Origin of the sequence: Parabacteroides sp. AF21-43 (assembly GCF_003635435.1) — a bacterium.
Classification (GTDB): domain Bacteria; phylum Bacteroidota; class Bacteroidia; order Bacteroidales; family Tannerellaceae; genus Parabacteroides; species Parabacteroides distasonis.
Genome location: NZ_QTMG01000017.1, coordinates 46,022 through 65,241, shown reverse-complemented (window position 1 = coordinate 65,241; position 19,220 = coordinate 46,022). Strand labels below are relative to the sequence as shown.

Here is a 19,220-nt window from a genome sequence, read left to right as displayed (position 1 = left end):
TTACATGTTCATACCGCCGTCAACCTGAATAACCTGTCCGGATACATAAGAAGACATATCCGAAGCCAAGAAGGTAGCGATATTAGCCACATCCTCCACCGTACCGCCACGGCGCAAAGGAATCTTCTTGCACCACTCGGCACGTACCTCGTCAGACAACTGAGCGGTCATATCCGTAATAATGAATCCCGGGGCGATAGCGTTCGCACGGATGCCACGAGAACCCAACTCCTGAGCGACAGACTTAGCCAAGCCGATCATACCGGCCTTGGAAGCGGAGTAGTTCGCTTGTCCGGCGTTGCCATGAACACCTACGACAGAAGACATATTGATAATGCTACCCGCACGTTGCTTCATCATGACCGGGGTACAAGCATGGATAAAGTTGAAAGCGGACTTCAAGTTCACGTTCAACACAGCGTCCCATTGTCCCTCGCTCATACGCATCATCAAGCCGTCTTTCGTGATACCGGCGTTGTTCACCAAGATATCGATACGTCCGAAATCCTTTACGATCTCGGCCACCACGTTATGAGTCTCCTCAAAGTTAGCGGCGTTAGAAGCGTATCCTTTCGCCTTTACGCCCAAGGCCTCGATCTCGGCCTGTGTAGCCAAGCCATTCTCATCGATCACTAGATCCGTGAAAGCGATGTTAGCGCCCTCTTGGGCGAACTTCAAGGCGATAGCCTTACCAATACCACGAGCGGCACCTGTTACGACAGCCACTTTACCTTCTAATAGTTTCATATTACTCAAATTTTTTAATATCAATGTTTAATCAAGCAAGCTCCCGTTGAATAGCCACCGCCGAATACCGTGATAGCGATCAAGTCGTCTTTCTTGAAATTCTTATCGTTCTGGGCATATACCAAGGCCGAGCTTACGGAACCCGTATTTCCCAGCTCCTCGATATTGTGCAAAAATTTCTCGTCCGGCAAGTTCAATTGCTTGGCGATATTCGCCATGATACGCATATTCGCCTGATGGCCGATGAAATAAGTAAGGTTATCCAGCGTATAACCGTTCTTCTCCAACAAATGAAGGACATTCTTAGGCATATAGGTACAAGCTTGGATAAATACGTCACGCCCCTCCGGCATCAAGATACCGCCGTCACGAGGACGCAAGTGAACCGCCTCCATCGCTTTCGACAAATGGCCGAGACCTTGCGTGTAGACCTCTACGATCTCAGCGTCGCCCTCACCGATCCGCTCCTTGGAGATAAAGAAAGCGGCAGCGGCATCACCCCATAAATGGCCCGCCTTCGGGTCTGTCTCATTATAATAAGCGGAGTTCTTATCAGCGGAAAGCACCAAAGCCTTGGAAGCCTTCCCCATGGCGAAATATCCCTCCACAACCTCCAAGGCGTTCAAGAAAGAAGAACAAGCCGAGGATAGATATAAAGCTTTCGCGTCAGCGATAGTATACTCATGTTGAACCGTATGCGCGGCCGTCGCAACCGTATCATAAGGAGAATACGAAGCGGAGACGATCAAGTCTACCTCCGTGATATCGTAAGGCAATTTGGGAAGAGCGTCCTTCACGGCCTCAAGGCTCATGGTATTGATATTCTCCCCCTCTTTCGCTTTCGAGCGGGTATGAATTCCCGTCCGTTGCTCAATCCACTCACTTGTCAACCCGCTCAATTCAAGAAAATGTTGGTTATCTACCCGTTCTTCAGGCACATAAAACCCTGTCGCATTAATAAACATTCCTTAGTGTCTTTGATTTACTTAATCTTTATTCCGTTGAATATTAAATTCATCACATTGTCTCTACGTTTAATCCGCTGGCTGATATTATCACCCATGATCCCCCGGATATAGGGCACCTCCAGCCCTTTCAAGGCATGATGGAGCACGAGGGCGGTAATGTCCGTGTCCGGCATGCTGAATATACCCTCCTTCACGCCATCGTCCAATATTCCCTTTATGATCTCCACTTCCCGAAGGTCGAAGCTCTTGCGTACCTTCTCCACCCGCCATATATCACGGAAGAAGGTAGCCCGCAACGTACCGTTCCGAAACACCAACGCCTTTACAGCGTCCAAGCGGCTATAGATAAACGTCAGCAGCTTCTCGTCCGCCGGCAGATCCTTGCTGGCCACGTCCACCAGCATCTTATGAAGCTGGTCCAGCTCCGACTCCACTACCGCCAAATAGATCTCGTTCTTGCTTTTAAAGTACGTATAAAGCGTACGTCTCCCCTTACGAGATGCCTGTGCAATATCGTTCATCGTTGTGTTATCAACCCCCATGCGGGCAAACAATTGTCTGGCCACATCCACCAACATGTCACGTGTTTTAGAAACTGTCATCGGCATTGTATTGCACATTTTGATTAAAACTGTGCGCAAAGTACTTAAAAAAGATCGTATCTACCAAGTATATTAAAAAAAACTTGCAATAAATTTGTTTTGTAAGAAAATATCCCTACCTTTGCACTCGCAATCAAGAAATGATAGCAACTATATCGCGGAGTGGAGCAGTGGTAGCTCGTTGGGCTCATAACCCAAAGGTCGTAAGTTCGAGTCTTGCCTCCGCAACTAAAAAAGCCTTCTGGTCATAGACCGGAAGGCTTTTCTTTTTTTGTAACCCAATGGTTTACGGGGTGGGAATCATTGAGTTTTTCCCGTAATCCATTGACTTACATACCGTAAACCATTCGCTTACGCCCAACAAGTCACATAGGCTTACGTCCGGGGCCTCTTATTGGTTTCCCGGACGTAGGGCCTACAGTTCCTATCTCAAGGCAGGCAAGATATATTTCCATATCAAGTTGATCTCGGCCTGCATATCGCCGATATTCGCGGTCATGGCGATTACCGCATCTTGCTCGGGCAATATAATAATGTATTGTCCATTGGCTCCATCGGCACGAACGGCGTTATGGCGGCAACGCCACATCTGGTAACCGTAGCCTTGTAACCAGTCGCTATCTTTCGGCTTCATCTTCAAGTTCTCCGGTCTCATACCGGCGGGCAAAGAGGCTATCTTGGAGGTGGTGGCTTCCTCTATCCAGCTTTCGGGGAGCAATTGCTTATCGTTCCATTTTCCCTTTTGCAGGAAAAACTGACCCATTTTCGCTAGATCCTCGGTCTTGAGATACAAACCCCAACCACCGCAATTGACGCCTTGGGGACTCTCTTCCCAAGTAGCGCCGACGATACCCAGCGGACGGAACAGACGGGGATAGAGATAATTGATCACCTTCTCCCCCGTCACCTTCTGGATGATAGCGGAAAGCATATACGTGCCGAGGCTGTTGTATACGAAATAGGTTCCCGGTTTATGTACCAACGGCGCCGAGAGGAAGAGCTTTGCCCAATCGGCCTTCTCGTTCCCCTTCTGCCGTACTAAAGCGGTGGGATCGACATCATGGCCGGAGGACATGGTCAATAGGTGACGTATCTCCAGCTCTTTCAAGCAAGGGCTTACCTCGGCCGGTAATTGGTCGGGGAAGAAGGAGATCACCTTGTCCGTGACCTTCAATTTACCCTCCGCGACGGCGAAACCGATAGCCGTAGCCGTAAAGGTCTTGCTAACGGAGTTCAAGACATGCGGCGTATGGCGGTCGCCCTCACCCAGCCATTGCTCCTTTACGACCTTTCCATGCTGGAGGATCATGATACTATGCAAGTCTTGATCCGCCTTTTTCACCGCCCGCAGGTAATTGCCAAACGCTTTATCCAAGGTTTTCGAGGCTTCCGCACGAGGGAGTTCCTTGGTCAGGTCGTTATAGCTGATCAGGTCTATGTTCTTATCCTTCAAGGCTTGCTTCACCTTCGGACTGGTAAAAAGATCGGTCACGCCTTGACGGTCCATCGCCACGTTCTCGTAGCCGATATGCCCGACGGTTTTCATCTCCTCGTTATCCAAGGCCGGGTGATCCAAGAACATATAGCGTTTACCGGGTTCCAGCTTATCCAACATCCGGATGAAACTGGCCTCCTTCTCGGCCGGAGTCTTGGAGGCTCCATCATACCCGGAATAGGTGAAATCGTATTCCTGCATCGCCTCTACCCGATCCACGACCGGCAGATGATATTCCTCGGACAAGCGGCGCATCAACTTCACCACCTCCGGATCGAAACCGGTCGATCCCATATGACCGGAGATATGGCTGATCTGGGGAATGTTCTTCAAGGCCATCTCTATCTGGGCCCGGGCCTCCTGCTCGATCTCGGCCAAGCTCCATGTATTCTCCAGAATGGCCAGACCCGGGTAGGCGGGATTCGGAGACATCATCGGCAAAAAATAGCCATTGCTATCGGTCAAGCTGGGACAATGCGTCAGCGGACGCCATTTCACGTTATCCCATTCGCTGGTCAGCGTCAGGTGAAGCCCGACATCTATCCCCGGGTTCTCCCTCAACAGTCGGGCGGCCTCGGGGAACCACGAGGTGACAACCATAACCTCTATACAGGTCTCCACCCCATTCTTATACCCTTCCATACACGCTATATTGGCGGAACGGAACGACCCCATGTCATCCGCACGGATGATCAGGCGGGGATTCGTGGCAGGCTGGCTGAATGCCGGCCACGTAGCGGCGAACAACAGGCAGCCGCAAAGGATTCTTTTTACATTTGAAATCTTCATGATATTGATAAATAAGTAACATCTTTTCTATACTTGGGGATGGACCACACAAAAGGTGCCGGAAGATTTGCTCACCAACTTATCGTCGCAATAAATCTCGCACTCACAAAAATGTATATTCCGTCCCGCCTTGATCACGGTACCCTTGGCGATCAGCTCATTACCCCAAGCGGCCCGTAAGAAAGACATTTTCAACTCTGCCGTCAGCACGTCTTTCTCCAGCGGGGTCATCGTATAGGCGGCGAAACCGGCGATCGTATCCGCCAAAGCAGCCAAGACACCCCCATGCGTCACGCCGCTATATTGTCTCTGCTCGTCATGCAAGGGCATATGCGCCTCTACACGACCTTCCTCGATAACCGTGAAGTCGATCCCCAGAAAATTCACATAAGGATTCGTCTTCGCACGGTTAATCAACTTTTCTTTTATTCTCTCATCCATATCTTTTCCTTTAACGAACCGTTATCTTACAATCATCCAGATTATCGATAATGGCGAGGCTCTCCACACGTATGCCCTTTTCACGCAGCAGGTTCCCGCCATCTTGAAACGCCTTCTCGATAATAAAACCCATACCCTCGATCACGGCTCCCGATTGCTCCGCCAACTCGACCATTCCCATGGCGGCGTTTCCGTAAGCCAAGAAATCATCGATAAACAGGATATGATCCTCCGGGGTTAAGAAGTTATTGCTGATACATACCGTATAGTCACGATCCTTCGTGAAGGAATGGACCACGGTAGAGAGCATGTTCTCCATCGTCTTCGGTTTCTTCTTCTTTACGAAGACCACCGGCAACTGCATGATATAACCCACCATAATGGCCGGGGCGATACCGCTCGCCTCGATGGTCACGATCTTGTTTATCTTACGATCTTGAAAACGACGGATAAATTCCTCGGCGATCTTATACATCAACATCGGGTCCATTTGATGGTTGATAAAACTATCCACTTTAAGGATACCGCCGGGATAACAGCGGCCGTCTTGCAAGATGCGTTGCTTCAATAATTCCATAATTTGTTATTCTGTTTGATCTTCTTTTACACGTATAAATAAATTCGCCAGAATGGCCGTCAAGCCACCCGTCGTTATGCCGGAGGAGAAAATGCCACGGATCACTTGAGGAGCGGCCCCTAGAATATCCGGCATCAGCTCCACCCCCAACCCCAAGGACAAACTAACCGCCAACACCAACGTGGCCTTCCGGTTGATATCTTGGGCGGCGATAATACGGATACCTGCTGCCGCCACCGTACCGAACATCAGCAGGGTAGCTCCTCCCAGCACCGGATCGGGCATCAAGGAGAAGATAACGCCGACAACCGGGAATAATCCCAACAGGATCAGCATACCCGCGATATAATACCCCACGTACCGGCTGGCGACTCCCGTCAGCTGGATGATCCCGTTATTCTGGGCGAAGATAGAGTTCGGGAAAGAGTTAAAAACACCGGAGATAAATGAGTTCACCCCATCCGCCAGCACCCCGCCGGAGACTCGCCTCAGGTAGCCTTCTCCCTCGATCGATTTTCCCGATATCATCGAGTTGGCCGTAATATCCCCCGTAGCCTCGATCGCCGTGATCAGATAGATCAATGCGATCGCCACGAATGAAGAGATATTAAAATCCAATCCATATTTGAAAGGAACCGGGATATTAAACCCTCTCAGGTTTTGCGAGGAGACAGCCTCCATATCCACCATCCCCATGGCGAAAGCGATCGCATAACCGATACACAACCCTAGCACGATGGAACTCATCCGCAAGTACTTGTTCTTACAACGATTGAAGAACAAGACACTCAACAAGACGCACACAGCTACTCCGATATTACGCAAACTACCGAACGTACCGTTATCCATAGCCGTATACCCCCCGCCGCAAGCGACCACTCCTACCTTGATCAAGCTCAAGCCGATGAGCAACACCACGATACCCGATACCAAGGGAGTAATCACCGAGCGCAGATATTTAAAAGTACGGCTCACGATCATCTCTACCGGAGAGGCGACGATACAAACGCCGAAAATAAGGGGAAGCCCTCCCGCCAAACCAGCCGTGATAATCGGGCCGATAAACGAGAAGCTGGTTCCTTGGATACATAGCAGCCCCGCCCCGACCGGTCCTAATTTACGACATTGAACGAATGTGGATACCCCGGAGGCGAATAGGGCCATGGAAACCAAGAAACCGGTCGTCTCCAGATCCAGTTTCAGCGCCCCGGCGATAATCAAGGGAGGTGTTATGATCGCAACGAAAATAGCCAGCAGATGTTGGATGGCGGCAAAAAGCGTCTCTTTCAAAGGCGGACGGTCATCGATCCCGTAAATCAAATCCGTATTCATCCTGTCTCTTATAATTTCAAGTCTAATAAGGTCTCCCCTTTTGCGTTCAACACTTGTACACTCATCTCGTCTCCTTTCTTCCGCAATACCATCACCGTAGCCGAATCGAGCTTATACCCCCCGCCTACGATCACCGGGAAGTTGTTTCCCAACGAGCCTTTCGGGTGGAAGGCGTATTGATGCGTATGGGCGGATATATTCACGTTGAAAGGGGCTTTCGCCAACAGGCTTCCCCAAAGCTCCGGACAAGGCTCATAGGCATCCCCGTTTCCGTAGATAGGGATATGGTTCAATAAAACCCGCTTCGAGGCTTGCTTAAACTCCTTGCCGCTCAATTCTTTCGAGAGGAAACTCACTTGATCTTTCCGGAGACCGGTGAAATCGTTCAGGCCATAATACACCCATGTGCTATCCGGTTTATCCTCGCCGCAATCCAGCATGACGAAACGGGTATCTCCCCAGTTGAACGCCCCATACGTCTTATCGCCCACATAGTCAAACAAGGCACGCAGGCCGATCGAGTAAGCGTTGCGTATCTCGTGGTTGCCTCTAAGGAAGAAAGCGGGTACATGACTGGCGCCCACCTTCCCGCATAAATAAGCCAAATGATACAAAGCTTCTTTCTCATTGGCGGGATCGTCTATACAATCCCCGTTAAATACCACGAAATCATAAGGGATATCACGCACTTGCCCGTATAAGGCGTCTAGGGTCGGGATATGCTTATGCAGGTCGTTAAAGATCAAGGCCGTGAAATCCTTTTGGGATGCGGAAGGGACCTTGAAAGTGTAGAACGGGGATACCGCCGTCTCGCCAAACTCTTTCTTATAGGCTTGGTAAAGCATGATTTCCTGCGAGCATACCCGGTAGTAATAGGTTTGCCCCGGTCGTAGGTCCGTCAGCCGAATTTTATTATGCAAGCCGTTGCATATCACTTGACCGTCCACGATGGTGCGAGCCTTTTTCAGGTTCAGCGTGTCCGTACCGTATTCTACCCAACTATACGTAGGGACATGGGTCTGCCACATCACCGTTATGCCGCCCTCCGTAGGATTTTGCAGATAGGGCGCCGCATAAAAGATCTCTTCCGGCCTGGCCTTCAAGCGAACCTCCGTTACGACCGGGCGATGATCCGATGCCACCGCCTCTTCGGGAACCCATGCGGACAAACGGGTAAAGGGCTGTCCATTCTTTACATAACCCGCTATATAGTCCAAACAGCTATCCGGCGTGAAAGCCGGGAATGTAGCCTGTTTAGGATTGCTCAACAGTAGAAAATCCTTGCTGATTTCCGTGATAAAGGGGGAATGCGCCGTAGCGTTCCAATCCCCGGCGATAAACAGGGGCTTATGCGCGAAAGCGGCTTCCCGCCGAAGGATCGGCAAGGAAAGCATCCGGTCTTCCGGCGTCAAGGAAAGGTGCGTGCAGCAGAAGATATATCTCTCAAACTCGACCCATAGCAAGACCCGTTCCTCCTCCCGTCCGGGAAGGGCGATATAGCGGTAGCTCACCGGCTTCTCCTTGCTCAGCATACCTACTCCGTATTTACCGCCATCAAAGTCGATGGCCGGGGCGTAGGTAGGGAACATCAGGGTGCGTTCTCCCAGTGTCCGGAGCACGTCGATCCCGCCGCTTCTTCCGGTCACGCTATCTACCTCCTGTACGGCGACGACATCGGGGGCTACCTTACATATAGCGTCCGCTATACGCCCGAGGTCCGTCACCTCATCCATGCCCCTTCCGTTGCGGATATTATAGCTCATGATACGCAACGTATTCCGCTCGGCATCGCCGCTTTGCTGTGCCAATGCCTTATTTATGGGCAAACATCCGATCATAACGATCGCCCAAATAAACCATTTCCTCATAGGATTCGATCTAATGTTTATATTCATTTTATATCTATACCTTAACCGAATATCTCTTTCAATGACTGCTCGAACTCAGCGATATCCTCGCCGGAAGTATCCCAAGAGGTAACGAGACGGGCCTCGTTGATCTCCTCGTTCCACATATAGAAGAAATATTTATCTTGCAACTTTCTCAACGCCTCGGCAGGGATCGTGAAGAAGAGCTGGTTGGACTCGATCTTCTGCGTAAAATGAATCTCCGGGTACTGTCGTAGCACGTCCGCTAGCTTGGCGGCACTGATATTCGCTTTCATGGCGTTCTCCAGCCAGAGGTTATTTTCCAGATAAGGGATGAACTGGGCGGAGAGATAACGTAGCTTCGAGGCTAGCTGAGCGGATTGCTTTCGGTAAAATCGCAGGTTCTCCGTGATCTCCGGGCGGAACGAGACCACGGCCTCTCCCATCATCATACCGTTTTTCGTGCCTCCGAAGCTCAAGATATCCACGCCTGCGTCTACGGTCACTTGGCGCATCGTGCAATTCAGGTAAGCGCAGGCGTTCGCCAAGCGTGCTCCGTCCATATGCAGATACATATCGTACGAATGTAAGAGATCGGCGATCGCTTTCACTTCCTCTATCGTATAGATCGTACCTAATTCCGATACTTGGGAGATATAAACGGCCTTGGGTTGCGAATGGTGGCAAACCCCGAAGTTCTTCAGATGGGGACGGATCAATTCCGGTGTCAGCTTACCGTCCGTCGTAGGGATCGTGACGATGGCGCAACCGGTCATCCGTGCGGGAGCACCACATTCGTCTACGTTGATATGGGCGGTCTCGGCGCACAGGATGCTATTAAACGGACGGGTTACGGCTTGCAGGGCCACGGAGTTCGCCCCCGTCCCGTTAAACACGAAAAAAGGAGAAGCATCCTTGCCGAACACTTCTTGTATCTTACTCGTAGCGGCCTCTGTCCAAGGATCATCACCATATCCAACCGCATGATTATCATTTGCCTTGATGATCGCATCCATTACCCGGGGATGCACGCCGGAATTGTTGTCACTAGCGAAACTTCTCATCTTTAAATCTGATTTTTCGCCAAAAGTACGGATTTAAGATGAGAATGAGGATATCTTGAATTGTTTTTATTTCATATCAACGACGTTGACGGATGCACATCTCCAACCGCCCGGGACTTTGTCTGCAATCCCAAACAATCAAGACCTCTATTGTACAAGACTTGATTTCATAAAATAAGGCATAGTTACCAGATAGCACATAACGGATATTCTCATCCTCTGTCTTGATCCCCATACGAGGAGAAGAAAGGATTAAACGCATTATCGCCCTAAACTCTCCTAATAATTTAGTGCTGTACGTTTTACTCTTATTACGTTTATTATAATAGTCAAAAATTTCGGTCATATCATTCAAAGCTGATTGAGACCAAATCAACTTTCGTTTACCCATCGCTCCATATATCTATCCAGTCCTTCATCTTCAATAAAACGCCCCTCCGAGATATCTTCTCGCGCATGCTTTATGGCAACCTTTACTTCCGGCGAGAAACGAAGGGCTTGCCTTTCCTCCATCCTATCAATCAAGCTCTTGATACGATGTAACAAATCATCATCATTTATGAGACTGAGCCGTTGTATCAATGATAATTTCAATTCCAATGTTCCCATAATCTTCAATCCGATTTAATTTCCCATAGTAAGGTTACAAAGATAAATAGAATAATCCATATCGCACGCTATTTTACCTGAAATTGTTCCGTCGCGTAGAGGGCCTCGCCGGTTTGGGTCAGGCCCTCGATGGTGATGGTGAAATCACCGGTCAGGTCAGAGGTGGTAAAGGGGATGGATATAGAGGACTCGCCGTTTGTCCGGATATCGGGTCGCCAAAGTAAGGTATGGCGGAAATCCGGAACAGGAGATCGCTTCTCGGCCTCTGTCCGGTAAGCGGGCATATAGAAGATGCGCTGGGCTTGCGTGCCCTCATAATCAAAGAACTGGGTGGAGTTATCGACTACCAGACCCGGGTAATTATGCTCGTAAGAGGAGAAGGAGGCGATACCGTCGAATATCTGCCCACCGAATACGTACTTACCTTTATACACATCGATCTTCCGGATTTTTAGGGGATCGTACTTAAAAATGATCTCGTGATCGGTGATAGGGATACCATCCAATAAAACCAATGAGTTACCGATCGTATACCCGATCCGCTCCTCGGTCAGGACCGCCAACCGGCGAACCCCATCCATCTTACGGAAGCGGAGGCCGGGGATAAACTCGATCACGACTTCCTCCATCGTCGTGAAACGGGTGTACTCATCCAAAAGATAACTCCAATCCGGTTGCCACTGGAACCAAGGCTTCTCCGCTTTTTCCCGAACCAAGGAATCAGACCGGTAAGCATGCAACACCTGTAGCCCCACGCTCCGCTTCACCAACTCATCTTGCCAAGCGGGATTCAATCTCAAGGCGGGAAGTTCCTTCTCCGGATGCGTAGCGTAAGGAGATTCGATGTCCACCCGGTAGCGAGAGGAGGAAGGGGATAAAGCCACCGTCACGATCTCGTGCGTCCCGGATATGTGTTTCGTAAAGAAAGTCACCTCCCCGGCAGCGCCCAGTTGCCCCCCGAAAAGGCGGATCTCCCCCCCGGAAAAGCCCAATAAAGGCCTCACCGCCTCCTTAGACGAAGGTTCGCCCGTAGACAGATCGATCACTTTCCCCGTCAGGATCGGCCCCTCGTATTCCGCCAAGAATTTACGATCGGCAGGCGATGATCCCGTAGTAGGCATGCTTTGTTTCCAATCAACGATACCGCTCCGGGCGGAAGGTTTATACAAGTCAATCCCGGCGATAGAGACCGATAGGGTCTGTAGATCCGGGGGCAGGCCGTTTATCCGGATCTCCCCCCCTGAACGGGTATCATAGGTCATACGGTCCGGCGATACGGAAACCGGGCCCTCTCGCCTCGTAAAAGAGTAAGCGGGCAATAAAGTATCCGTCAGCAGGGCCTCATTCGTCACGAAGGTGTTCACCACCGTCAGCGGCTTCTCAAAGAAGACCTCCTCCCCCTCGTTCCGCATATAACGGGTATAGGCCACCAGCCGATAGTTTCCGGTCGGCAAGGTAGACGGCAATTGCAGGCAACCATTCCCTACCCCCTTCTCCAGCACGAGTCGGGCTTGCACGACCGCCGAGGCGCTATCCAGAAGCTCCACATACCCGACCTTGCTCACGTCGGACAACCGTTGGTCCAAATCCGTGGCAATGAATTTCATCCATACAAGCTCGCCCGACAGATAAAATTGCTTATCCGTTTGCAGATAAACCCGCTCTCGCAATTCCCCTGCGAGAACCGTTTGCCCCGCCCATAAGAGGCAGAGGAGCGACAAGATACATTGTTTTATCATAGACTTCTCCATAGCAACTAAATTATAAATGACTGGTAGGCCACCAAGAGGGCTTCTGTTTCGAACCAAAACGGCCGCAATCCATACAACGTTTCAGCGCATACGTATTACTCGCCGCATTCATCGGATTATAGGAAACATATCCGTAATCCGGATTATTATCATATTCCGATCCCTGTACGATCGTGCTTGCGCAGCCCGTAACCTCGGCCTCATATACCTTCTCTATCTCCGGAAAGAAACGCTTGAGGCGAGTCACTGTCGCTACTTCCACGAAACCGATCACCGGAACCTCCGGGTCCGTCACGCAGCGGATATTCCCTTTCATCTCGGAAGGAATAGGGGCAAACAAGCTACCAGACTCCTCTATGTTCTTCTGCAAATTAAAATAGTAGTCGTAAGCCTCCCGGTGCAACGCATATTGTTCCACCTCCGCATGATACAACATCGAGAAACGGCGATCGCTGGGATGATACGAGGCGATACTTTTGTTAGCGATCACGTTCTGCGTCAGCCTATCGGAACTGCCTAGGGAGATCACCTTCGAGCTGTCCTTCCCCCAGCAATAATACCAATTATTCGATGTAAGTAAATCATATATTACGACCGTATTACCCATTTTCTCGGCAGCCATGAAGATCTCCGCCTTCACCTCCCAATTCTCCTTATACATCCAGCGGAAATAAGAGGATCGATCCGGGGCATTATGCGTAGACACACAGAGACGGACCTCCTCTCCCGGCCCCTTCTTCAGCAAGGAGAGAGAGTCGATCGGAGGCGTTATCTCCGGTCCCAGATAGTCCGACTCATACTCCAGCCCATCCAGCGAGATATGTAGCCGGTACCGGCTACCCGGGTCCAGCTCTCCCATATCCACCTTATACTCTCCCTTCCCGGAAGAATTAGCGCAAGTGAAAACAGCTCCATCCTCACGCTCCACCACCACCTTGGCGTTATTCACGAACTCATCCTCCGTGAAATCGTCGGTCAGGCCCACGCTTCTCCGGAGCTTTATCGTAGTCTCGCCATTCGTGATGATACCATCCACGACCAACAAATCCCGTACCTGCTCCAAACCCTTCGGCTCGTAATCCGTGACACAGGCGGACAATAACAACAGCAAAGCCCCCAGCCACCAATGAAAGCCTTTTATAGAATCTTTTATCTTCGCTTCTTTCCTCATCTCAACTCCCCCCTAAAATTTAATATTATAAGAGACAAACGGGATAGGCACCCCGAATATCGCCATCTTATATCCCTTTAATTTCCCGTTCTCCGATATATAATACACCGAGTAGGCGTTCTTTCGCCCCGTCAGGTTATAGACTCCGAAAGAGATCGTGCTATGCGTGAGCAACGTCAGGTGGTGGCTCGGCTCGATGTTGAACGAGGCGTCCATCCGGAAAAAGTCCGGGATACGGTATTGATTACGGTCCGAATAGTAGACAAACTCCCCGCCCCCGTAATGATATTTGGAGACCGGCAAGGTGATCGGCCGTCCCGTGCTATAGTCGCAATTCAGCGAGAAGCTGAAACGATGCGTGAACTTATAGTTACCCACGAACTTCAAGTCGTGCGGCTTATCGAAATCGGCGGCGTACCAATCCCCATTGTTCACGGGATTCACGATCATCGGATCGTTCTGCCGCAGTTGCGTGCGAGAGTAGGTATAGCTTACCCAGCCGTTCAACTTCCCTTGCGTTTTCTTCACCATCAGCTCCACGCCATAGGCACGCCCCTCGGTCCTCAGCACGTCCGTCTCGATGTGGTGGTTCATCAGCAGCTCGGCGCCGTTCCGGTAATCTAGGTAATCCTTCATCGTCTTGTAATATCCCTCCAAGGAGACCTCGATCGTATTGTTCAAGAAATTCCGGTATAGCCCGGCGGCCACTTGCATACCCGTCTGCGGCTTGATGTTAGCGTCGCTCAACTTCCACGTATCCGTGGGCGACATGATCGTCGTATTGGATAGCTTATGGATATTCTGGCGCATCGTATTAAAGCCGGCCTTCACGGAGAAGTCCTCGGTAAAGGCATAACGGGCGGACACCCGGAACTCCGGCCCGTGGTAAGTCTTGAACGCCCCGGTCTTATCCACCGTACCCGTCACGGTAGCCAAGGAAGGCAGTTGGTCGTCGGCATAGAGATTATAGGTACGGGGCCCCAATACGTTAAACATGGAATAACGGACCCCCACGTTCAAGGAGAGTTGGGAGGTGATATCCCAACGATCGCCCACATAGATAGCGGACTCCACCGCTTTCTCCTTCTCCATCCGGTCCTCCTTCACCAACGACTCCCCTCCATAGGGAAGGTATTTCCCCGGCTCCAAGTCGTAAAACAGCGAGCTGGCGCCGAAATCCAGCGTATGCTTATCGCTCAGGTAATGCGTGAAGTCCATCTTCCCGTACATCTGGTCGATACGGAAAGCGAGGGAATAAGCATTCACCGGGTTATCCGTATTACGGGTATTGTAGCCATAATGGTCGTAGCCGGCAGTGAGGACTCCCGTGAAACGATCCGAGAAGATATGCCTCCATTTCACCGAGGCGTTGGCATTCTCGTAGGCATACCGCTCATCCGCGTTAAAGCGGAAACGGTCGTGGCTGTAGTAGCCATTCAGATAGAGGTTGTTCCGCTCGTCGAACTTATGGTTAATCGTGGCGTTCAGGTCGTAAAAACCGGCGTTGCCATCCTTATAGCCGCTCTTCTCGGGGAGTTTCTTCAAGATCCAGTCCGAGTAAGTGGTACGTCCACCCACGATAAAGGAGGTCTTCTCGGAGAAGAGAGGCCCCTCCAAGGTAAGGCGGCTGGTCAGCAAGCCGATGCTCGCCGATCCCTTGAACTCCTTTTTGTTACCCTCCCGGCTGTTGATGTCGAGTACCGAGGAGATACGTCCGCCATACTTAGCGGGGATGCTGCTCTTGTACAGCTCCATGTCCTTCACCACGTCGGGGTTGAAGACGGAGAAGAAGCCGAACAGGTGGGTCGGGTTATAGACCGTCCCGTCGTTGAAGAGAATCAAGTTCTGGTCCGTCGCCCCGCCCCTCACGTTAAAGCCGCTAGAGGCCTCGCCCACCGCCTTCACGCCGGGGAGCGACATGACTACCTTCATGATATCCACCTCGCCGAACGCCATCGGGATATTCTTTATATCCTTCACCTTCAGGCGTTCCACGCCCATCGTCGTATTCCGCACGTTGGCGATCTTCTCGGAGGAGATCGTGACCTCCTTCAAGGTGTAGACCTGTTCCTCCAGCTCGATATCCAGCTTGCCGTCGGAATGGAGCATGATCTGCCGCCGGGTGTCCTTCATGCCCATGCCTTGTATGTACAGCTCGTGTCGTCCGGGAGGGAGGCGCAGCGTATAATAGCCGTAAGCGTCGGTAGTAGCCCCGATCATCGGGTCCTTCACGAACACGGCCACGCCCACCATCGGCTCGCCGGTCTTGAAATCGCTGATATTACCGGTCACCGTGACCCGGTCCGCCGCCTTGCCCGAGGCGTCGCCGATCTCGTAGACCTTGTTCTCCGAGGTAGCCTTCTGCTGCTTCCGGCCCGCCATCAGGGAGATACCGGAGCCTTCCTCGTCGCCATCGCCCTCTCTCCGCTTCTCCCGCAGGAAGAAGTTCTCGGGCAGGGAGGTCATCAAGGTGTTATCTCTCAATACAAAGAAGGCGCCGCCATACGAGGATACTTGGAAGGGAGTCCCCTCCAACGCACGCCGCAACGCCACCAAGGGCTCTTCCTTCTCACTGTGTACGCTAACGACCATGGAGTCCGTCTCCAAGGGTTGCCGGTAGACGGGCTGTCCGGTCTGCCGCTCGATAGCGTCGAACACGACATTTAAGGTTACTTGCCGGAAATCCAGATCGACCGTCCGCTGCGCCCTCGCCGTCCAGCCGGACAGCAGGCACATTACCATACCGATATATAGGCTCTTTCTCATGGGATCTCGTTTAACTGTTCATACTGTCTCACCACGGCTACGATGGCTTCCTCGGGAGCGTGCTTGAAATCCAGCTTTCGCCGCTTGATATACCGGGCTAACTCCTTTTTCTTGGACTTGAAGACCTTCAACACGGAGCCCTTGCTCCTCACGGTATAGTAAACGCCCTCCTTCCGGATGTAGTATTTTACGGACTGATCGAAGGATTCATCGAGCTTCATATCTTTTATCGTCTTAGATAATATACAAGACCATTTCCCCAGTACGGTACACTTCCCTTCATACAACCGTAGGTAATAGCCTTCCGGCAGGTTGCCCGACCGCTCGTCCGGATACCTGTAGAAGATATCGTACCCATGAAACTCAGCGTAGTCTACCCGATCGCTCGGCAAGACGATATTATAGCGATTGTCCGGAGAGAGCAGTAATAACTCATTCTTGTACAGGTCTAAGCGCATTTTCACGTCCTTGTAGAGAATGCCTTCGAAGCTAAGATCCCCGGGTACGTATTTCTCGCTCTTCAAATAGGGGTGATTTCTTATCGAGGTGGGATATTTTAATTGCTCCTTCCCATGGTAGATCACGGCTTGGCCGGCGGCGGAAGAGACATAGTCATCCACCGCATCTTGTGCCCTAGCCGTAGCGATAGCCAACGCGCATACGCATAAAAACCCCAGAAGCTTTCTCATAAGATACAGATTTAAAGTTTCATGCCAAATATAGGCATTCAATCACAAGCCACCAAATCCCAGCCTTTAAATATCAGTGTTATCAGGCGAAGTTTCGTATTTCCCTTCGTCTCTCTCACTTTAGGATCTTCGGCATAACGTTTCAATTGCCCGGCAGCCTCAGTCCTCAGCGATTCTATCTCCGGGGTGGAGGCGTCACGACGGGCATATTTCACCTCTACGATATAACTATAGACGATCTCCGGTTGATGCAACAAATCGGGCATCATGTAGAAGTCCGCATATCCCTTATTCGCCTCATACTCCGGATGAATTATATAAGTACGGGTCAAGCCCAAGTAAGCCAACAAAAAGCCCTTTACGTGCGCCTCACCCTCGATAAACTCACGGATAGAGCTTTGTCGCTTCAATTCAGAGGCGAAGTACTCAAAGACAGGTTTCCAGTTTCCCTCGTAGGCCATGCTAGCCACGAGCATCCCCAGCCGATCCATCTCGAGGGAAAATAAATCGGCGCTCCGGTAAGCCTCCACCAAATAGGAGTACAACTGCTCACGAACCGTCAAGTTAGGGATCGCCAATAGGGTACTCCCCCATTTAGTACCCCGTATGGTAAGCAGCCCGAAATAATAGAGCAGGCTCTTAAAATTATCCGGTTTTGCCAGATCCTCGGCGGGGAAAGCCGTCTTGATGGTACCTACGGTCTCGCCATTCGTCACGATGTCTTGGATGATAGAGGCGTTCATGCCCATTTTCTTGTCCAAGCGAATCAAATGACGGAGCTTATTATAATCCGTACGGATGTTGTTATCGATCATGTTCTCCGGAACTTTTTTCAACGGAAGATAATGATTCAGGAAATACAGCACCATATCCGAGTTATACATCGGCTCGTGGAGCGAATCTCTCGAGAAACAGTAATTATCGTACCATGGCTTCATCACGCCGATCACCTCATCTACCTCTCCGGCCAGCATATCCACGTCTTTATAATAAGACAACATATCACGTACCTCCCGCTCGCTAAACCCGATAATCCCGTTAAACCGGGGATCGGTGCTCATATTGGCACCGATATTGAATCCACTTGTCACGTCATCCATGGTGACCGGAGAGACTCCCGTGATGAACATACGCTTGATCGGTCCGTTTCCCGTGGCACCTTCTTTCAGCTTATTAAAGAAATAGCGGAAGAACCCCGTGCCATGTGTCAATTTACGGTAATGCTCATTCCCCACATTGGCGAGTATGGCGTTCGTGAAATTATCATACTCATCGATGAACAGGTAGATCGGAAGATCCAGCAACGTAGCCTGCCCGATCAGGTAGTTCAATTTCTCGTCCGCGTTCTTGAGTCTTTTCAATTCACTGGCGAAACCGGGATTGAACATATGTCCGTAAAGCCCGGCGAAAAGATCGAAACGCATCGAGCAATTATCATTGAACGAGGCCAGCAACCGGTCCGGGTCCGGATTCACGCCGGCGAAATTAAAATCGAGCACAAGGTATTTCCCTTGCTCCGCCGTAGGATGCGAACCGATATACAGCCCCTCGAAGATTTCCTTGAAACGATCCCGCCTATAGATATCATAATACCATCTAAGCATGTTGATAAACAAAGATTTTCCGAAACGCCTCGGGCGGATCAAGAAGAAGAAATTGGCAGATTCCTCCAACCACTCGATATAATGAGTCTTATCCACATAATAATACGGCTCTTTCCTAATCCTCTCAAAATCCGTCAGTCCGTAAGGAATCTTCTTTATTATCATAGCGATCTTTGTTTTTATGAGTAATTACAAATATAAGCATATATATCCGGCAAAGCAACAACTTCCGAGGAATTATCACGCGGATAATGTACCTTTGCGATGTTTTTAACTTTAACAATTAATCATATATGAAAAAAAATCAGTTTCCGGGAAGCGGAAACAAGCGTGAGAAAGCTGCTGGATAGTCTGGAAAATGCCCAAAAGGCATGGGTGGACTTGAAAAAAGACGCGAAAGGGGCGCATAAGTTGTTTAAAGACTACCAGCCGGAGGAGGATCTGGTTAAACGGGAGAAGATCATCTACACGGGCTCCGTGAAAGACTTCGTGCGGCTGACGCTGCCCATCCTCGATGACCAACGTTTCCGGGTGAACGGGCAGACGAACCGGGAAGCCATGATACGGGCGCTGGACGAGGTGTTCGAGATACACCCCAACGGCTGCCCGGAGCCAAGGAGCTTCCGGAGCATCCTCTCGACGGCGCAGGAGGAATACGGGAAAGCGCATGAATAACAAGCTTCCCGTTTTTCACAACAAAAGTTAAAACTTGGGAGGCGTCCCAAAGCGCCTCCCTACCTTAGCGGC

At 50.7% G+C, this 19,220-nt stretch carries 17 protein-coding genes and 1 tRNA gene; 2 read left to right on the top strand and 16 right to left on the bottom strand.

The genetic code is table 11. The features are described 5' to 3' along the window. From fabG to DWX84_RS12850, 3 genes are read right to left on the bottom strand one after another with little or no spacing between them, the layout of a single operon-like run. Entirely contained in the window at positions 1-747 is a 747-nt protein-coding gene (gene fabG, locus DWX84_RS12860) for a 3-oxoacyl-[acyl-carrier-protein] reductase (RefSeq protein ID WP_005855977.1), read from the bottom strand. Between the two features lie 20 nt (positions 748-767). Beyond that, positions 768-1,712, bottom strand: a complete 945-nt coding sequence (locus DWX84_RS12855; protein WP_005868085.1) for a 3-oxoacyl-ACP synthase III family protein — start codon at positions 1,710-1,712, stop codon at positions 768-770. Between the two features lie 17 nt (positions 1,713-1,729). Beyond that, positions 1,730-2,323 (bottom strand): TetR/AcrR family transcriptional regulator, encoded by a 594-nt coding sequence (locus DWX84_RS12850; protein WP_005855975.1) that lies wholly within the window; start codon positions 2,321-2,323, stop codon positions 1,730-1,732. Positions 2,324-2,473: 150 nt separating this feature from the next. Between DWX84_RS12850 and DWX84_RS12845 the strand changes: the two genes are divergently transcribed. After that, positions 2,474-2,545: transfer RNA gene (locus tag DWX84_RS12845), tRNA-Met, on the top strand. A gap of 196 nt (positions 2,546-2,741) precedes the next feature. Here the strand turns inward: DWX84_RS12845 and DWX84_RS12840 are convergent. From DWX84_RS12840 to DWX84_RS12780, 13 genes are all read right to left on the bottom strand, one after another. Beyond that, positions 2,742-4,601 carry a serine hydrolase gene (locus DWX84_RS12840; RefSeq protein WP_048928284.1) on the bottom strand — a complete coding sequence of 620 codons (1,860 nt, stop codon included), beginning with the start codon at positions 4,599-4,601 and terminating at the stop codon, positions 2,742-2,744. A gap of 27 nt (positions 4,602-4,628) precedes the next feature. Continuing rightward, the gene (locus DWX84_RS12835; RefSeq protein ID WP_005855973.1) at positions 4,629-5,042 is read right to left on the bottom strand and encodes a PaaI family thioesterase; all 414 of its coding nucleotides are present in this window, start codon (positions 5,040-5,042) and stop codon (positions 4,629-4,631) included. Between the two features lie 10 nt (positions 5,043-5,052). Then, on the bottom strand, positions 5,053-5,619 hold the full coding sequence (gene xpt, locus DWX84_RS12830) for a xanthine phosphoribosyltransferase (protein ID WP_005855972.1): 567 nt from the start codon (positions 5,617-5,619) through the stop codon (positions 5,053-5,055). A gap of 6 nt (positions 5,620-5,625) precedes the next feature. Further along, a complete protein-coding gene (locus DWX84_RS12825; RefSeq protein WP_048928283.1) occupies positions 5,626-6,951 on the bottom strand; it encodes a nucleobase:cation symporter-2 family protein in 1,326 nt (441 codons plus the stop codon). An 8-nt stretch (positions 6,952-6,959) separates the two neighbouring features. Next, the gene (locus DWX84_RS12820; RefSeq protein ID WP_122297601.1) at positions 6,960-8,846 is read right to left on the bottom strand and encodes an endonuclease/exonuclease/phosphatase family protein; all 1,887 of its coding nucleotides are present in this window, start codon (positions 8,844-8,846) and stop codon (positions 6,960-6,962) included. 14 nt (positions 8,847-8,860) lie between these two features. After that, entirely contained in the window at positions 8,861-9,883 is a 1,023-nt protein-coding gene (locus DWX84_RS12815) for a low specificity L-threonine aldolase (protein WP_005868076.1), read from the bottom strand. A 76-nt stretch (positions 9,884-9,959) separates the two neighbouring features. Further along, on the bottom strand, positions 9,960-10,274 hold the full coding sequence (locus tag DWX84_RS12810) for a type II toxin-antitoxin system RelE/ParE family toxin (RefSeq protein ID WP_008778261.1): 315 nt from the start codon (positions 10,272-10,274) through the stop codon (positions 9,960-9,962). Beyond that, positions 10,256-10,492 carry a hypothetical protein gene (locus DWX84_RS12805; protein WP_005868073.1) on the bottom strand — a complete coding sequence of 79 codons (237 nt, stop codon included), beginning with the start codon at positions 10,490-10,492 and terminating at the stop codon, positions 10,256-10,258. The genes DWX84_RS12810 and DWX84_RS12805 overlap by 19 nt, the downstream gene beginning before the upstream one ends. A 68-nt stretch (positions 10,493-10,560) precedes the next feature. Further along, positions 10,561-12,243: a hypothetical protein gene (locus DWX84_RS12800; protein ID WP_044545586.1), complete on the bottom strand. Its 1,683-nt coding sequence runs from the start codon at positions 12,241-12,243 to the stop codon at positions 10,561-10,563. A gap of 10 nt (positions 12,244-12,253) precedes the next feature. After that, positions 12,254-13,414: a DUF4249 domain-containing protein gene (locus tag DWX84_RS12795; RefSeq protein ID WP_008780321.1), complete on the bottom strand. Its 1,161-nt coding sequence runs from the start codon at positions 13,412-13,414 to the stop codon at positions 12,254-12,256. A gap of 12 nt (positions 13,415-13,426) precedes the next feature. Next, positions 13,427-16,180, bottom strand: coding sequence for a TonB-dependent receptor (locus tag DWX84_RS12790; protein ID WP_122377527.1), 2,754 nt, complete (start codon positions 16,178-16,180; stop codon positions 13,427-13,429). Beyond that, a complete protein-coding gene (locus DWX84_RS12785; RefSeq protein ID WP_121960877.1) occupies positions 16,177-16,869 on the bottom strand; it encodes a hypothetical protein in 693 nt (230 codons plus the stop codon). Before DWX84_RS12785 ends, DWX84_RS12790 begins: the two co-directional genes overlap by 4 nt. A 38-nt stretch (positions 16,870-16,907) precedes the next feature. Continuing rightward, entirely contained in the window at positions 16,908-18,638 is a 1,731-nt protein-coding gene (locus tag DWX84_RS12780; RefSeq protein WP_121960878.1) for an ATP-binding protein, read from the bottom strand. A 165-nt stretch (positions 18,639-18,803) separates the two neighbouring features. Here DWX84_RS12780 and DWX84_RS12775 point away from each other — a divergent pair, with 165 nt between their 5' ends. Continuing rightward, on the top strand, positions 18,804-19,148 hold the full coding sequence (locus DWX84_RS12775) for a hypothetical protein (RefSeq protein WP_005855952.1): 345 nt from the start codon (positions 18,804-18,806) through the stop codon (positions 19,146-19,148). The last annotated feature ends 72 nt before the right edge of the window (positions 19,149-19,220 follow it).

What these genes read in the sequence shown, in the direction of transcription:
- fabG (WP_005855977.1), bottom strand. Translation starts at nt 747, where the DNA reads ATGAAACTATTAGAAGGTAAAGTGGCTGTCGTAACAGGTGCCGCTCGT.
- DWX84_RS12855 (WP_005868085.1), bottom strand. Translation starts at nt 1,712, where the DNA reads ATGTTTATTAATGCGACAGGGTTTTATGTGCCTGAAGAACGGGTAGAT.
- DWX84_RS12850 (WP_005855975.1), bottom strand. Translation starts at nt 2,323, where the DNA reads ATGCCGATGACAGTTTCTAAAACACGTGACATGTTGGTGGATGTGGCC.
- DWX84_RS12840 (WP_048928284.1), bottom strand. Translation starts at nt 4,601, where the DNA reads ATGAAGATTTCAAATGTAAAAAGAATCCTTTGCGGCTGCCTGTTGTTC.
- DWX84_RS12835 (WP_005855973.1), bottom strand. Translation starts at nt 5,042, where the DNA reads ATGGATGAGAGAATAAAAGAAAAGTTGATTAACCGTGCGAAGACGAAT.
- xpt (WP_005855972.1), bottom strand. Translation starts at nt 5,619, where the DNA reads ATGGAATTATTGAAGCAACGCATCTTGCAAGACGGCCGCTGTTATCCC.
- DWX84_RS12825 (WP_048928283.1), bottom strand. Translation starts at nt 6,951, where the DNA reads ATGAATACGGATTTGATTTACGGGATCGATGACCGTCCGCCTTTGAAA.
- DWX84_RS12820 (WP_122297601.1), bottom strand. Translation starts at nt 8,846, where the DNA reads ATGAATATAAACATTAGATCGAATCCTATGAGGAAATGGTTTATTTGG.
- DWX84_RS12815 (WP_005868076.1), bottom strand. Translation starts at nt 9,883, where the DNA reads ATGAGAAGTTTCGCTAGTGACAACAATTCCGGCGTGCATCCCCGGGTA.
- DWX84_RS12810 (WP_008778261.1), bottom strand. Translation starts at nt 10,274, where the DNA reads ATGGGTAAACGAAAGTTGATTTGGTCTCAATCAGCTTTGAATGATATG.
- DWX84_RS12805 (WP_005868073.1), bottom strand. Translation starts at nt 10,492, where the DNA reads ATGGGAACATTGGAATTGAAATTATCATTGATACAACGGCTCAGTCTC.
- DWX84_RS12800 (WP_044545586.1), bottom strand. Translation starts at nt 12,243, where the DNA reads ATGGAGAAGTCTATGATAAAACAATGTATCTTGTCGCTCCTCTGCCTC.
- DWX84_RS12795 (WP_008780321.1), bottom strand. Translation starts at nt 13,414, where the DNA reads ATGAGGAAAGAAGCGAAGATAAAAGATTCTATAAAAGGCTTTCATTGG.
- DWX84_RS12790 (WP_122377527.1), bottom strand. Translation starts at nt 16,180, where the DNA reads ATGAGAAAGAGCCTATATATCGGTATGGTAATGTGCCTGCTGTCCGGC.
- DWX84_RS12785 (WP_121960877.1), bottom strand. Translation starts at nt 16,869, where the DNA reads ATGAGAAAGCTTCTGGGGTTTTTATGCGTATGCGCGTTGGCTATCGCT.
- DWX84_RS12780 (WP_121960878.1), bottom strand. Translation starts at nt 18,638, where the DNA reads ATGATAATAAAGAAGATTCCTTACGGACTGACGGATTTTGAGAGGATT.